The sequence below is a fragment of the Streptomyces sp. NPDC042364 genome, assembly GCF_056437585.1.
Genome location: NZ_JBWKAJ010000001.1, coordinates 405046 through 419303 on the forward strand (window position 1 = coordinate 405046; position 14258 = coordinate 419303).

At 73.6% G+C, this 14258-nt stretch carries 13 protein-coding genes; 7 read left to right on the plus strand and 6 right to left on the minus strand.

The window, feature by feature from the left end; all coding sequences use genetic code 11:
• Positions 1-27: 27 nt before the first annotated feature.
• The 6 genes from trpC (at position 28) to lgt (ending at position 5625) form a co-directional block, all read left to right on the plus strand.
• A complete protein-coding gene (trpC, locus tag AC067N_RS01715) occupies positions 28-837 on the plus strand; it encodes an indole-3-glycerol phosphate synthase TrpC (protein WP_478676873.1) in 810 nt (269 codons plus the stop codon).
• Positions 838-845: 8 nt separating this feature from the next.
• Positions 846-1187 carry a tryptophan biosynthesis modulator TrpM gene (gene trpM, locus AC067N_RS01720; protein WP_478676874.1) on the plus strand — a complete coding sequence of 114 codons (342 nt, stop codon included), beginning with the start codon at positions 846-848 and terminating at the stop codon, positions 1185-1187.
• A 216-nt stretch (positions 1188-1403) separates the two neighbouring features.
• On the plus strand, positions 1404-2693 hold the full coding sequence (gene trpB / locus AC067N_RS01725; RefSeq protein ID WP_478676875.1) for a tryptophan synthase subunit beta: 1290 nt from the start codon (positions 1404-1406) through the stop codon (positions 2691-2693).
• Entirely contained in the window at positions 2690-3508 is an 819-nt protein-coding gene (gene trpA, locus AC067N_RS01730) for a tryptophan synthase subunit alpha (RefSeq protein WP_478676876.1), read from the plus strand. Before trpB ends, trpA begins: the two co-directional genes overlap by 4 nt.
• A gap of 152 nt (positions 3509-3660) precedes the next feature.
• Entirely contained in the window at positions 3661-4437 is a 777-nt protein-coding gene (locus AC067N_RS01735) for a thioredoxin domain-containing protein (protein ID WP_478676877.1), read from the plus strand.
• 126 nt (positions 4438-4563) lie between these two features.
• Complete coding sequence (lgt, locus tag AC067N_RS01740) at positions 4564-5625, plus strand: prolipoprotein diacylglyceryl transferase (protein ID WP_478676878.1); 1062 nt, start codon at positions 4564-4566, stop codon at positions 5623-5625.
• A gap of 121 nt (positions 5626-5746) precedes the next feature.
• Here lgt and AC067N_RS01745 read toward each other — a convergent pair whose 3' ends face one another.
• From AC067N_RS01745 to AC067N_RS01770, 6 genes are read right to left on the minus strand one after another with little or no spacing between them, the layout of a single operon-like run.
• Positions 5747-6601, minus strand: a complete 855-nt coding sequence (locus tag AC067N_RS01745; protein WP_478676879.1) for an HpcH/HpaI aldolase/citrate lyase family protein — start codon at positions 6599-6601, stop codon at positions 5747-5749.
• A complete protein-coding gene (locus AC067N_RS01750; protein WP_478676880.1) occupies positions 6598-7797 on the minus strand; it encodes a CaiB/BaiF CoA transferase family protein in 1200 nt (399 codons plus the stop codon). The genes AC067N_RS01745 and AC067N_RS01750 overlap by 4 nt, the downstream gene beginning before the upstream one ends.
• Positions 7794-9170, minus strand: a complete 1377-nt coding sequence (locus AC067N_RS01755; protein ID WP_478676881.1) for an ADP-ribosylglycohydrolase family protein — start codon at positions 9168-9170, stop codon at positions 7794-7796. Before AC067N_RS01755 ends, AC067N_RS01750 begins: the two co-directional genes overlap by 4 nt.
• A complete protein-coding gene (locus AC067N_RS01760) occupies positions 9167-10351 on the minus strand; it encodes an ADP-ribosylglycohydrolase family protein (RefSeq protein WP_478676882.1) in 1185 nt (394 codons plus the stop codon). Before AC067N_RS01760 ends, AC067N_RS01755 begins: the two co-directional genes overlap by 4 nt.
• Positions 10352-10358: 7 nt before the next feature.
• Positions 10359-11894: an ADP-ribosylglycohydrolase family protein gene (locus AC067N_RS01765; protein WP_478676883.1), complete on the minus strand. Its 1536-nt coding sequence runs from the start codon at positions 11892-11894 to the stop codon at positions 10359-10361.
• Positions 11891-12976: an ADP-ribosylglycohydrolase family protein gene (locus AC067N_RS01770; protein ID WP_478676884.1), complete on the minus strand. Its 1086-nt coding sequence runs from the start codon at positions 12974-12976 to the stop codon at positions 11891-11893. The genes AC067N_RS01765 and AC067N_RS01770 overlap by 4 nt, the downstream gene beginning before the upstream one ends.
• Before the next feature lie 486 nt (positions 12977-13462).
• Between AC067N_RS01770 and AC067N_RS01775 the strand changes: the two genes are divergently transcribed.
• The gene (locus AC067N_RS01775) at positions 13463-14191 is read left to right on the plus strand and encodes a VIT1/CCC1 transporter family protein (RefSeq protein ID WP_478676885.1); all 729 of its coding nucleotides are present in this window, start codon (positions 13463-13465) and stop codon (positions 14189-14191) included.
• The last annotated feature ends 67 nt before the right edge of the window (positions 14192-14258 follow it).

Below are 14258 nucleotides of genomic sequence, written 5' to 3' on the forward strand. Positions count from 1 at the left end.
GCAACCGTCTGAAAGGGGGCCGCTCGCGTGAGTGTGCTCGACGAGATCATCGACGGAGTCCGTGCCGACCTTTCGGAGCGGCAGGCCCGCGTCAGCCTCGAAGAGCTCAAGGAGCGCGCGGCGAAGGCTCCGGCGGCCAAGGACGGAGCGGCCGCCCTGCGCGGTGACGGCGTCAAGGTGATCTGCGAGGTCAAGCGTTCCAGCCCCTCCAAGGGCGCGCTGGCCGCGATCGCCGACCCGGCCGGCCTCGCCGCCGACTACGAGGCGGGCGGCGCGGCGGTCATCTCCGTCCTCACCGAACAGCGCCGCTTCGGCGGTTCGCTGGCCGACCTGGAGGCCGTGCGGGCCCGCGTGGACATCCCCGTGCTGCGCAAGGACTTCATCGTCACCTCCTACCAGCTGTGGGAGGCGCGGGCGTACGGCGCCGATCTGGCCCTGCTGATCGTCGCGGCCCTCGACCAGCCCGCCCTCGAGTCCCTGATCGAGCGCGCCGAGTCCATCGGACTCACCCCGCTCGTCGAGGTCCACGACGAGGACGAGGTCGAGCGGGCCGTCGACGCGGGCGCCCGTGTGATCGGCGTCAACGCGCGCAACCTCAAGACCCTCGAGGTCGACCGCTCCACCTTCGAGCGGGTCGCCCCCGAGATCCCCGACCGCATCGTCAAGGTCGCCGAGTCGGGCGTCCGGGGCCCCCACGACCTCATCGCCTACGCCAACGCGGGCGCCGACGCGGTCCTCGTGGGCGAGTCCCTCGTCACCGGCAAGGACCCGAGGACGGCCGTCGCCGACCTCGTCGCAGCGGGCGAGCACCCGGCGCTGCGCCACGGGCGGAGCTGACCCCCGTCATGACCGACCGCACCTTCGCCGCCGACCGGCCGGGGCACGTCCCGGCCGGGTCCGCGAGGTGCGTACGGCCGGCCACGGCGGCCGCGCCCCCGGCCGGTGCGGCCGAGCCCGGCATCCCTCATACGGGTGAGGCCGGGCCGGTAGGCTGTGCCCCGATGTTCTCGCTCACCAAGACCGGCCGGGACCCCTACGCCCGTCTCGCGCGCGGGTGCCGTCCCCGTGGCTGCCGGGCGCCCGCCCGCCGGGTCCACGGGCGCCGGGTCCGCTATGTCATCGGTGACGAGCCGGGCCAGGTGAACGGCATGCGATGGCCCCGGACCGTGTCGCCCGCGGTGAGCTGAGCGGAGTACCGCTGCGCACGCCGGGCGACGCCCGTCCACCGGAAGACGAGTACGGCTCCGGCCGCTTCGGACTGCTCCGGCCGCTTCGGCCGCTTCGGTGTCGCCGCGCGAGCTGCCGCCGGCGGCTGCCCCGCGCCGCTCGTCACCGGTGACGTGCCCGTACGGGCCTCTCATCGTCCGATCGACATCGGGGCTGTGCCCCTGTGAGGTAGTCGCATGTCCAGCGAGTTCTTCATCCCCGACCCGGAGGGTCAGGTCCCCAGCGCCGAGGGGTATTTCGGCGCGTACGGCGGCAAGTTCATCCCGGAGGCGCTGGTCGCCGCCGTGGACGAGGTGGCCGTCGAGTACGACAAGGCGAAGGCCGACCCCGAGTTCGCGCGCGAGCTCGACGACCTGCTCGTCAACTACACGGGCCGGCCCAGTGCCCTGACCGAGGTGCCCCGGTTCGCCGAGCACGCCGGCGGCGCCCGGGTCTTCCTCAAGCGCGAGGACCTCAACCACACCGGGTCCCACAAGATCAACAACGTGCTGGGGCAGGCCCTGCTCACCAAGCGCATGGGCAAGACCCGGGTCATCGCCGAGACCGGCGCGGGCCAGCACGGCGTCGCCACCGCCACCGCCTGCGCGCTCTTCGGGCTCGACTGCACCATCTACATGGGCGAGATCGACACCCAGCGGCAGGCCCTCAACGTGGCCCGCATGCGCATGCTGGGTGCCGAGGTCGTCGCCGTGAAGTCGGGCTCCCGGACCCTCAAGGACGCCATCAACGAGGCGTTCCGCGACTGGGTGGCCAACGTCGACCGCACGCACTACCTCTTCGGGACCGTGGCCGGGCCGCACCCCTTCCCCGCCATGGTCCGCGACTTCCACCGGGTCATCGGCGTCGAGGCCCGGCGGCAGCTGCTGGAGCGCGCCGGGCGGCTGCCCGACGCCGCCGTCGCCTGCGTGGGCGGCGGCTCCAACGCCATCGGCCTCTTCCACGCCTTCATCCCGGACGCCTCCGTACGGCTCATCGGCTGCGAGCCCGCGGGCCACGGCGTCGAGACCGGCGAGCACGCCGCGACGCTGACCGCCGGCGAGCCGGGCATCCTGCACGGCTCGCGGTCGTACGTCCTCCAGGACGAGGAAGGGCAGATCACCGAGCCGTACTCGATCTCGGCCGGTCTGGACTACCCGGGCATCGGCCCCGAGCACGCCTACCTCAAGGACAGCGGCCGCGGCGAGTACCGCGCGGTAACCGACGACGCGGCCATGCGGGCGCTGCGGCTGCTGTCGCGCACCGAGGGCATCATCCCGGCGATCGAGAGCGCGCACGCCCTCGCCGGTGCCCTGGAGGTCGGCAGGGAACTGGGCAGGGACGGGCTGATCGTCGTCAACCTCTCCGGGCGCGGCGACAAGGACATGGACACGGCGGCCCGGTACTTCGGTCTCTACGACGAGGGGCCCGACGCCGAGGTCGCCGCCAACGCCGCCGACACCGCCGAGATCGAGGGGGACGCCAAGTGAGCGGGAACATCCAGCTGTTGAGTGACACCCTCGCCGCCGCCAAGGCGGAGGGGCGGTCCGCGCTCATCGCCTATCTGCCGGCCGGGTTCCCGACCGTCGACGGCGGTATCGCCGCGATCAAGGCGGTCTTCGAGGGCGGCGCCGACGTCGTCGAGATCGGTCTGCCGCACAGTGACCCGGTCCTCGACGGCCCGGTCATCCAGACCGCCGACGACATCGCCCTGCGCGGCGGCGTCAAGATCGCGGATGTGATGCGCACGGTGCGGGAGGCCTTCGCGGCCACCGGCAAGCCCGTCCTCGTCATGACGTACTGGAACCCCATCGACCGCTACGGCGTCGAGCGCTTCACCGCCGAGCTCGCGGAGGCCGGCGGAGCGGGCTGCATCCTGCCCGACCTGCCCGTGCAGGAGTCGGCGCTGTGGCGGGAGCACGCCGAGAAGCACGGCCTCGGCACGGTCTTCGTGGTGGCTCCCAGCAGCAAGGACGCCCGCCTCGCCGAGATCACCGCGGCGGGCAGCGGCTTCGTCTACGCCGCCTCGCTGATGGGCGTCACGGGCACCCGGGAGTCGGTCGGCGCCCAGGCCCAGGACCTGGTGCGGCGCACCCGGGCCACGGGCACCGGACTGCCGGTCTGCGTCGGCCTCGGTGTCTCCAACGCCGAGCAGGCCGCCGAGGTCGCCGGGTTCGCCGACGGGGTGATCGTCGGCTCCGCGTTCGTCAAGCGGATGCTGGACGCCCCCGACGAGGCGGCCGGTCTGGACGCCGTCCGGGAGCTGGCCGGTGACCTCGCCAAGGGCGTTCGCCGGAGTGTGTGACGGGCGGGTCCGCCCCGGCGGGTGAGGAGCGCGTGACGTACACCCGTTTGTCGTACGAGGCGGGCGGGGCCTAGCGGGTCGTCCGCTCACCCGAAGGGGTGGAAGTGGGACCGGGGAGGCGCGGTGCGCCTCCCCGGTTCGTTCTGCGGGATGTGAGCGAGAAGAACCGTGAGGCAAAGCGCACCGCCCGTCAGCGGCTGGCGGAGGAGCGCGAGAAGCAGAAGGCCGCCGAGAAGCGCCGTCGGACGTTGATCGTGGGAGCCGCGGTGGTGTGTGTCCTCGGGCTGGCCGCCGTGATCGGCGTCGTGGCGGCGAACGCGGGCAAGGACGACGGCGGCGACGCCTCGGGCCCGGTCGTGGCACCCTCCGGGGCGAACGGCGAGAACAGCCTCGTGCTCCCCGTGGGGGACGCCGGCGCGAGGTCCACTCTCACGGTCTGGGAGGACTTCCGCTGCCCGGCCTGCAAGTCCTTCGAGGACGCGTACCGCTCGACGATCCACGAACTGACCGAGTCCGGCCAACTGAAGGTCGAGTACCGCCTCGCCACCCTGATCGACGGGAACATGGGCGGCAGCGGCTCCCGCAAGGCCGCCAACGCCGCCGCGTGCGCGCAGACCGCCGGCAAGTTCCCCGCGTACCACGACGTGCTGTACCAGAACCAGCCGCCCGAGACCGACGACGCCTTCTCGCGGAACAGCACGCTGATCGACCTGGCGAAGAAGGTCGACGGCCTCGACACGGCCGCGTTCCGCACCTGTGTCGAGGACGGCACGCACGACGCCTGGGTCGCGAAGTCCAACGAGGCCTTCCAGAAGGGCCGCTTCGGCGGCACACCGAGCGTCTTCCTCAACGGCACCGACATCTACGCCGACCGGTCGATGACCCCGGCCAAGCTGAAGCAGATGGTGGAGAAGAACGCCCAGGGGTGAAATCCGCGGTGTGCCCGGGACCGCGGAATTCCCTGTGGCGGCCGGGAGTTCGTGGTACGGCGTTATGGACCCGTTGCCGGGCTGCCCGCCGTCGGCCGGGCCCGGCAGGGTAGCGTCGACCCTGCCATGGAACTTGCCTACATTCCCAGCCCGTCGCGCGGGGTGCTCTACCTCGGACCCGTCCCGCTGCGCGGCTACGCCTTCTGCATCATCATCGGTGTCTTCGTAGCCGTCTGGCTCGGCAACAAACGCTGGGTCGCCCGGGGCGGGCGCGCCGGCACCGTCGCCGACATCGCGGTCTGGGCCGTTCCCTTCGGCCTGATCGGCGGCCGGCTCTACCACGTGATCACGGACTACGAGCTGTACTTCAGCGAGGGCCGTGACTGGGTGGACGCCTTCAAGGTCTGGGAGGGCGGCCTCGGCATCTGGGGCGCGATCGCCCTCGGCGCCGTGGGCGCGTGGATCGGGTGCCGCCGCCGCGGCATCCCGCTGCCCGCCTACGCCGACGCCGTCGCGCCCGGTATCGCCCTCGCACAGGCGATCGGCCGATGGGGCAACTGGTTCAACCAGGAGCTGTACGGCAGGCCGACGGACCTGCCGTGGGCCCTGGAGATCACGTCCTCCACGGACGGGCGGATGCCGGGCACCTACCACCCGACCTTCCTGTACGAGTCCCTGTGGTGCATCGGGGTCGCGGTGCTGGTCATCTGGGCCGACCGGCGCTTCCGGCTGGGGCACGGGCGGGCGTTCGCGCTGTACGTCGCGGCGTACTGCGCGGGGCGGTTCTGGATCGAGTACATGCGGGTCGACGACGCCCACCACATCCTGGGGCTGCGGCTCAACAACTGGACCGCTCTGTTCGTGTTCGTCCTCGCCGTGATCTACATCGTGCTGTCGGCCCGTAAGCGGCCGGGGCGCGAGGAGATCGTCGAGCCCGGCGCCGGTGACGGTGACGGTGACGACGACTCCGCAGCCCTCGACAAGGAGGGGGACGCGGAATCGGAGGAGGCCGCCGGCAAGGGCTCGGAGAAGGCCGCCGGCACGAGTTCCGAGGAGACCGCCGACAAGGCGTCCGAGTCCGGGAAGTCCTCGGGGAAGGCCGCCGCGACGTCCGAGGAGAAGAAGGACGCGAAGGACGGGAAGAACGCCAAGGTCTCGGACGCGCCTCAGGCCGCCGAGAAGAGCTGAGGGCTCGCCCGCATCGCTGTGATCCGCCGCTTCGCGCCGGATGTTCCCCGCCCACCCGCCTCCTCAGGCGGGTGGGTTCTCGGGTTTCGGGGGCCCGCGTCGGGCCGGGGCCCGGTGCGGGTCAGGGTCTCGTGGGGCGGTGGGCGAGGGTCAGGGTGCGGCGGGCCTGGGCGAGGATCGCCGGGTCGATGAAGTGGCCCGTCGGGAGGGCCTGGGCACCGGGCGTCTCGGCGGCCGCCTCGACGATGTGCTCGGCGGATTCGATCTCCGCCGGGGTCGGGGCGTAGGCGCGTTCGATCACGGGGAGCTGACGGGGGTGGATCGCGGTACGGCCGAGGAAACCCAGGGCGCGGCCGTGCGCGCAGGAGCGGGCCAGGCCGTCGAGGTCCCTGGTGTCCGGGAAGACGGACTGCGCGGGGGAGGGAAGCCCCGCGGCGCGGGCGGCGACGATCACTCGGGAGCGGGGCCAGTCGAGCGCCCGGTCGTCGCGGACGGCCAGGTCGGCGCGGAGGTCCGCCTCACCCAGGGCGATGCCCTGCACCGACGGGTGGGCGGCGGCGATGTCGTACGCCCGTTCCACGGCCAGTGCCGACTCCAGGAGGGGGTGGAGGAGGGGCGCCCCTCCGTCCGCGGGAGCGGTGCGCTCCGCGACGCGGACCACGTCGGCGGGGGACGAGATCTTCGGGAGGCGGAGGGCGCCGAGGCCCGGGAGCGGGGCCAGCGTCTTGAGGTCGTCCTCGGCCCACGCGGTGTCCAGTGCGTTCACCCGGACGTGGAGGGGGACCGGCGGAGGTTCCGAGAGCAGCTCGGCGGTGGCGGACCGCGCGTAATCCTTGCGGTCCGGGGCGACCGCGTCCTCCAGGTCGACGATCACGACGTCCGCGCCGGCGGTCAGGGCCTTGGCCACCACCTCGGGACGGTCGCCGGGGACATAGAGCCAGGTCAGCGGGAAGGCGGTGGCGGGGCGGGCGGTCACAGGGCGCCCTCCTCTCGGAGGGCCGCGATGTCCGTCCCGGTCAGGCCCAGCTCGGTCAGGACCGAGTCCGTGTCCGCGCCGTGCGGGCGGCCCGCCCAGCGGACTGCGCCCGGTGTCGCGGAGAGGCGGAAGAGGACGTTCTGCATGCGCAGGGGGCCCAGGTCGGGGTCGTCGACGGTCGTGATGGTGTCAAGGGCCCGGTACTGGGGGTCGGTCATCACCTCCCGTACGTCCTGGATGGGGGCAACCGCCGCCTCCGCCTTCTCGAAGGACTCGATGACCTCCTCCCGGGTGTGGCGGGCGATCCACGCGCCGACCGCCTCGTCCAGGACGTCCGTGTGGCGGGCCCGCTCCGCGCCGGAGCCGAACCACGGTTCGTCGATCAGCTCCGGGCGCCCGACCAGGCGCATCACCCGCTCCGCGACGGACTGGGCGGAGGTGGACACGGCCACCCAGGAGCCGTCCGCCGTGCGGTAGGTGTTGCGGGGAGCGTTGTTGGCGGAGCGGTTGCCGGTGCGGGGCTGGACGTGGCCCAGTTGGTCGTACCAGAGGGGTTGGGGGCCGAGGACGGTGAGGATCGGCTCGATGATCGCCATGTCCACCGTCTGCCCCTCGCCCGTCCGGTCACGCGCGGCGAGCGCGGTCATCACCGCGTACGCCGTCGCCAGGCCCGCGATCGAGTCGGCGAGGCCGAAGGGCGGCAGTACCGGCGGGGCGTCCGGCTCCCCGGTGATCGCGGCGAAGCCGCTCATCGCCTCGGCGAGCGTGCCGAAGCCGGGGCGGTGCGCGTACGGGCCGAACTGGCCGAAGCCGGTGACGCGGGCGAGGACCAGGCGCGGGTTGGCGGCGGACAGCTCCGGCCAGCCCAGGCCCCACTTCTCCAGGGTGCCGGGGCGGAAGTTCTCGATGATCACGTCCGAGGTGGCGGCGAGACGGAGGAGGGTGTCCCGGCCGCCCGGCTTCGAGAGGTTCAGCGTCACGGTGCGCTTGTTGCGGCCGAGGAGCTTCCACCACAGGCCCACGCCGTGCTTCGAGGGGCCGTGGCCCCGGGACGGGTCGGGCTTCGTGGGGTGTTCGACCTTGATGACCTCCGCGCCGAAGTCGCCGAGCATCGTGGCGGCGAGGGGGCCGGCGAAGAGAGTGGCGAGGTCGAGGACGCGCAGATGGCTGAGCGGGGGGTCGTACGCCTGGGTCATGAGCGGCGGATCTCCCGGAGGGTGAGGTGGGCCAGGGCGTCGAAGCCGATGCCGTTGAAGTCGGCGACCGAGGTGGCCAGGCGGTTCTTGAGCGGGGCCGTCCACCGGTCGGGGAGCGCCTGCGGGGAGCCGGCCAGGAGGCCCGCGACGCTGCCCGCCGTCGCGCCGACGGAGTCGGTGTCCCAGCCGCCCGACACCGCACGGCACACCGAGGCGGTGAAGTCGCCGTCCGCGTGGGTGAGGGCGGCGGTCAGCAGGGCCGTGTTGGGGATGGCGTGGACCCAGTGGTGGTCGGCGTAGGCGGCGTGGAGTTCGTCGACGATCCGGTCGAAGTCCCGCTCCTCGGCGGCCAGTCGGAGGGCGTGGCGGATCGCTTCCGCCAGGCGGGAGTGCTCGGGGACCACGGCGAGGCCGGTCCGCAGACAGCGGTGGACGTCGTGGGCGCCGGTGGCGGCCTCGGCGATGACGGCCGCGACGAACATCGCCGCGTACACGCCGTTCGCGGTGTGGGTGAGGGTGGCGTCGCGATGGGCCTGTTCGGCCGCGGCCGCCGGGTCGCCGGGGTTGGTCCAGCCGTGCACGTCGGCGCGGATCAGGGCGCCGATCCACTCGCGGAACGGGTTGCGGTGGCGTGCGGTCCGGGGCGGTTCGATACCGGTGAGCAGATTGCGGTAGGCGACGCGTTCGGCCGTGAAGGTGCGGCCCGCCGGGAGTTCGTCGAGCCAGAGCCTCGCCACGTCGGTGGTGGTGAAGCCGGGACCGTGGCGTTCGAGCAGGAGGAGGTTGAGCAGGGGGTAGTTGAGGTCGTCGTCCTCGGGCATGCCGTCGATGTTCTCGGCGAGGGAGGTCTGCGCCGAGCGGCGGTTCCAGGGGTGGGCGCCCAGCAGGTCGTCGGGGACGCCGCGGGCGGTGAAGTACGCGCTCAGGGGCCAGTTCCCGGCCGCCTGGGCGAGGCGGCGGATGGCGGTGAGGGGGAGCTTCTCGACGGGTTTGCCGAGGAGGCAGCCGACGGCACGGCCCAGCCAGGCGGCCTCCAGGGCCGCAGGAAGTGCGTCCGCCTCGCCCGCGGCGCCCCGGCGTGCGCTGGGCCAGTCCGGGCACAGGGCCTTGATCCTGTCGAGGTCCGTCGGCTCCCGGTCCGCCGCTCCGCTGGGCAGGTCCGCCAGTTCGTCCAGCAGGTCCTCGGCCAGCAACCGCAGGTAGCGGGAGGCCGGTTGGGGGGAGGCTCCGGCGCGGAGGGGAGCCCGGGGACCGCCCGCGTTCTTCCAGCGGGTGGCGATGGCGGAGGGTTCGCGGCCGTCCTGGGCCGCCTGCTGGAGTTCGTGGCCGAGGAGGTCCTCGGGCTGGACCCAGGTGAGCCGGAGGGCGGTCACCGGGTGCCCGCCAGGGTGGCGAAGGCGGCCTCGTGGGCGCGGCGGCGGCGTACGTCCTGCTCGTGGATCCGGACGGCCACCTCCGTCAACGCGGTGGCGGGCGCGTGCAGATCCAGGCGGCTCGCCTCCGCGACCGTCTTCGCCCAGTCCGCCGGCACGTCCGAGCCCAGCGCTCCGGCCAGGGCACCCGCCATGGTGGCGATGGAGTCGCAGTCGCGGCCGTAGTTCACCGAACCCAGGACCGCGTGGCGGTAGTCGCCGCGGGCCACCAGCAACATGCCGAGCGCGACGGGGAGTTCCTCGATGGCGTGCAGACGGGAGGGGCGGCGGGCGCCCAGGGAGGGCGCACGGTAGTCGGGGCCGACGGTGTCGTAGGGGGCCACCGCCTCGCGCAGCGGCTTCAGCGCCGACTCGAACTCCGTGTGACGGGACGCCACCTCGCACACCGCCTCGATCGCGGCGCGTGTGCCGTCCTTCGCCAGCCGTACGCAGGTCTCGACCACGGACTGCGCGGTGGCGCCCGGTGCGCACGCCGCCGCGACGGCCGCCGCGAACACTCCCGCCGCCTCCCTGCCGTACGACGACTGGTGCGCGCCCGCGATGTCGAGGGCCTCGGCGTACGCGCCGCGCGGGTCGGCCGCGTTGACCAGGCCGACCGGCGCCATGTACATCGCGGCACCGCAGTTGACGATGTTGCCGGCACCGGCCTCGCGGGGGTCGACGTGGCCGTAGTGGAGACGCGCCACCAGCCACTTCTCGGCGAGGAAGACCCGCTGCAGGAGGAGGGCCTCCGCCTCCAGCTCCGGGATCCAGCGCGGGGTGGTCATCATGTCGGGGACCAGGTGCTCGGCGATCGCGTACGCGTCGAGGTGGTCGCGGACCCGCTCGTAGACCCGCACCAGCGCGTGGGTCATCAAGGTGTCGTCGGTGACGTGTCCGTCGCCCTTGTGGTACGGGGCGATCGGGCGGGCGGTGCGCCAGTCGTCGCCGTTCCAGGGGGCGACGACGCCGTGCACGCGGCCGCCGTGGCGTTCGAGGATCTGCTCCGGGGTGTAGCCCTCGACCGGGCCGCCGAGGGCGTCGCCGACGGCGGCTCCGACCAGGGCACCGGTGATGCGTTCCTCGAGGCTTGCGGCGGTATGCGGTACTGCGTGGCGATGGGCTTGCATAGGGGGCGTCATGCCCGAATCATGCCTCTGGGGCGGCGAGTTCCGTGGCTGCGAGAAGTTCGGCGAGGTGTACGAGATCCGTACCGGTGAGGCGGGGCAGCGCGCAGCCGGAGAGGGTGCGGCAGGCTGCCCGCCAGGCCTCCGGGACGGCGGTGGCGCCGCCGAGCGCGCCGGTCAGGGCACCGGCGAGGGCGGGGGCGGAGTCGGCGACCCGGGAGAGGCAGGCGGCGGCCGGGACGGCCTCGGCGATCCGGCCGCGGGCGGCGGTGGTGAGGGCGAGGGCGACGGGGACCGTCTCGGCGGCGGCGATGCCGTAGCTGTAGACGTGGTCGACGATCTGGTGCTCCAGCAGCGGTACGAGAGCGAATGTTCCTTCTCTTCCGTGGCGGTGCGCAAGCTCCAGGGCGTGGCGGGCGTTGCGGCCGATCTCCGTCTCCGCGGGGAGTTCGGCGAGGGCCGCCGCCGCGCACACGTCGACGTCCGCGCCGGCGAGCGCGAGCGCGAGGGCGGCGGCCATCGCGCGGGCGCCGTGCACGCCGTCGCCGTCCTGGGTGTAGCGGGCGTCGAACTCGGCGAGTTCGGCGGCGCCTCGGGGGTCGCCGGGGTGGGCCACCGCGAGCACGCAGGCGCGGACGCAGGCCGCGTCGTCGAAGTAGTGCGGGTTGTCGTGGCCGGTGGCGGGCGGGCGCAGGCCGGTGGCGAGGTTGCCGAGGCCGGCGCGTACGGAGATCCGGGCGCGCAGGGGGAGGACGGCGGACTCGACCTCGGGGGCGCGCTCCGCCGCGGCGGCGATCTCGCTGGCGACGGTGTTCCAGGAGAGGTCGATGGAGGCGCGGGTACGGCGCTCCAGGCTCAGGTCGCCGAGGGCGGCGGCGTCCCCGGCGCGCAGCAGGGCCTCGGCGGCGAAGGCCGCCCACTCCGCGTCGTCGGAGGGACCGAGGCGGAGGGGCTCGGGGGGCTGGTTGAGGGCGATGGGCACGGGGAGGGTGGTCGTCGCGTTCTGCTCCGCGAAGGTGTCGAGTTCGCGGGTGAGGCGGCGGGTCCACTCGGGCATGCGGGCGGCACGGTGGCGGGCGGCGGGCCAGCCGGCGGCGTCGCCCGCGGCGAGGCCGAGGAGGAGGCCCTCGATTCTGGAGCGGGCCTGGGCGCGAGTGATGCGGGGGGTGCGGGCGGGTGTGGGTGCCTGTGCCTGTGCCCGTGTGGGTGCGGGTTCGGGGGAGCCGTGCCCGTCCGGTCCAGCCGTCGCGCTTTCGGCGTCGGGCGCGGGTGGCCCCTGTGGGGGGATCTCGCCGTCGGCGGCCGCGGGTGGTCGCCGGGGACCGGCCGGACCGTCGGCGGTGGTCGGACGTGCTCGGGGGGCGGGCTCGCCGTTGGCGCCTGCAGGGGGTTCTTCGGCGGCGGGCCCGGTGTCGGCGGCCGGCGTGTGCTCCGGGGATGTCGGCTCGGCGGCGGCAGGCGGTGGCTCCGAGGGGTTCCCGGGCGGTGCCGGGGTGGGCGGTGCCAGGGTGAGGTGGGTTCCTGTCGGGCCCTCGTCCCAGGGGCTGGGCGGGTTCATGGGCGTGTCTCCTCGTCGGGGGCCAGGGCGTAGGCGGGCGGGCTGGGGCGGGTCGGGGGGAGGGGGCCGGTGATCCACTTGGCGCAGTCGTCCGGGGTGAGGAGTTCGGCCACGTCCAGGACGTGGTGTCCGGCCATGGACGGGAGGCAGCTGCCTCGTGCGGGGCCGATGAGGGCCGTCCACTCGGCGGGGATGGAGGAGGCGCCGCGGGTGGCGCCGGCCAGGGCGCCCGCGACCGCCGCGGTCGTGTCCGCGTCGCGCCCCATGTTGACCGCGGTGAGGACGGACTCGGCGAAGTCGCCGTCCGCCGCCGCGTACGCGCCGAAGGCGAGCGCGACCGCCTCGGGGGCCAGGTCGGTCCACGGGTAGCCGCCGACGACGACGGCCGAACGCACCGCGCGTTCGCCGCGGTGGGCGACGGCCACCGCACGGCGCAGCGAGCGCGCGGTCCAGGAGTCGTCCGGTACGACGGCCAGGGCACAGGCCACGACCGAGATGGTCGGAGCGCCGCCCATCGCCGCCGCCACGCCCGCCGCGACGGCCTGGCCGCCGTAGATGCCCTCGCCGTCGTGGCTGACCGAGCCGTCGATGGCGACCAGACGGGCGGCCTCCGCGGGGCGGCCCGCAGCGAACACGCCGAAGGGGGCGGCGCGCATCGCCAGACCGTCGCTCCAGGCGTGCCGGTGCTGGGCGGAGATCGGGGCGGCGAGCCCCCGGCGGAGGTTCTCCAGGGTGCCGCGCTCGCTGAAGCCGGCGCCCCGGAACGGCCCCTCGTCCAGGTCCGCGATCCACTGGTGCCAGGCCGTCTCCACATGGGTGACGGTCAGCGCCGAGCCGTGCCGGGCCAGCAGCAGCCCGGAGAAGATGGCGTACTCGGTGTCGTCCGTGCCCGCGGGGTTCTCGGCGACGTACCCCGTGATGCGGCCCCAGCGGGCACGGATCTCGGAGGGCTTCATGTTCTCCGCGGGCGCCCCCAGCGCGTCCCCGACGGCGAGCCCGAGCATGGCGCCGCGCGCCCGCTCGCGGAGACCGGTGGCGTCCCCCGGCAGCGGGGCCGGGGGGACGCAGGCGATGGAAGGCATAGGGCGCCTCTCTGGCCCGAGGGCCGGTCCAGCGGATCGTGTCCGAGAGGGAGCGGGGGTCGGGGGTCGGCGGTCGGTGCGCGACTGCCTGGCTTGCGACTGCTCGGTGGTGCGCGTGCGGCTGTGTGGTGGTGCCCGGGTCGGTGCGTGCGGCCGGGCGGTGGTGCGCCGGCCAGTCGGTGTGGCCGCCCCGTGGTGCCGGGTCCGGTGCTCGCGGCCGTCCGGCCGTGCCCGAGGCTCCGCGGTGCCCGGTGCGTACTCCGGCCGGTGGGCCCCGCAGCCCTGCGGGCAGATGATCCGTTCTGAGGATTTCTCTGTGAAGATCTCTGCCACGTCGTGTGCCCGACCGGCCCCCCGAACGCCCCGGTATCACCCGGTCGACATCTGTGCAGGGCCCTGTACGGATGAGCGAAGGTGACTCCCGAACGCAGGTAAGTACGGCCTTCCTTGCTGGCAGAAGCGAATTTCCGAGCGTACGTTCGACCTATGGCGATCATTGACACCGAAGCGGCGCTGCATGTGGCGCACCGCGACAATCACACCCACCGCGACGTGAACGGCGGTTGGCTGCGGCCGGCCGTGTTCGGCGCGATGGACGGGCTCGTGTCCAACCTGGCGCTGATGACCGGTGTCGCCGGCGGGACGGCCGGCCGGGAGGCGGTCGTCGTCGCCGGACTCGCGGGGCTCGCGGCCGGTGCCTTCTCGATGGCGGCCGGCGAGTACACGTCCGTGGCCTCGCAGCGTGAACTCGTCGAGGCGGAACTCGACGTCGAGCGGCGGGAGTTGCACAAGCACCCCAAGGACGAGGAGAAGGAGCTGGCCGCCCTCTACGAGGCCCGCGGCGTCGAGCCGAAGCTCGCCCGCGAGGTGGCGAGACAGCTCTCGCGCGATCCGGAGCAGGCTCTGGAGATCCACGCCCGCGAGGAACTGGGCATCGACCCCGGCGACCTCCCCTCGCCCACCGTCGCCGCCGTGTCGAGCTTCGGTTCCTTCGCGCTCGGCGCACTGCTGCCCGTGCTGCCGTATCTGTTCGGTGCGGGCGCGCTGTGGCCCGCCGTGCTGGTGGCGTTGCTGGGGCTCTTCGCCTGTGGTGCGCTGGTGGCGAAGGTGACGGCCAGGAGCTGGTGGTACAGCGGGCTGCGTCAGCTGGCCCTCGGGGGTGCCGCGGCCGGTGTGACGTACGCCCTGGGCACACTGTTCGGTGCGGCCGTATGATGAATCGGATGGCTACGTATGCGAGGGACCGCATAAGTAGTCGTTACTACGCGGTTTCGAATGCTTA

What these genes read in the sequence shown, in the direction of transcription:
- trpM (WP_478676874.1), top strand. Translation starts at nt 846, where the DNA reads ATGACCGACCGCACCTTCGCCGCCGACCGGCCGGGGCACGTCCCGGCC.
- trpB (WP_478676875.1), top strand. Translation starts at nt 1,404, where the DNA reads ATGTCCAGCGAGTTCTTCATCCCCGACCCGGAGGGTCAGGTCCCCAGC.
- lgt (WP_478676878.1), top strand. Translation starts at nt 4,564, where the DNA reads ATGGAACTTGCCTACATTCCCAGCCCGTCGCGCGGGGTGCTCTACCTC.
- AC067N_RS01750 (WP_478676880.1), bottom strand. Translation starts at nt 7,797, where the DNA reads ATGACCCAGGCGTACGACCCCCCGCTCAGCCATCTGCGCGTCCTCGAC.
- AC067N_RS01760 (WP_478676882.1), bottom strand. Translation starts at nt 10,351, where the DNA reads ATGACGCCCCCTATGCAAGCCCATCGCCACGCAGTACCGCATACCGCC.
- AC067N_RS01765 (WP_478676883.1), bottom strand. Translation starts at nt 11,894, where the DNA reads ATGAACCCGCCCAGCCCCTGGGACGAGGGCCCGACAGGAACCCACCTC.
- AC067N_RS01770 (WP_478676884.1), bottom strand. Translation starts at nt 12,976, where the DNA reads ATGCCTTCCATCGCCTGCGTCCCCCCGGCCCCGCTGCCGGGGGACGCC.
- AC067N_RS01775 (WP_478676885.1), top strand. Translation starts at nt 13,463, where the DNA reads ATGGCGATCATTGACACCGAAGCGGCGCTGCATGTGGCGCACCGCGAC.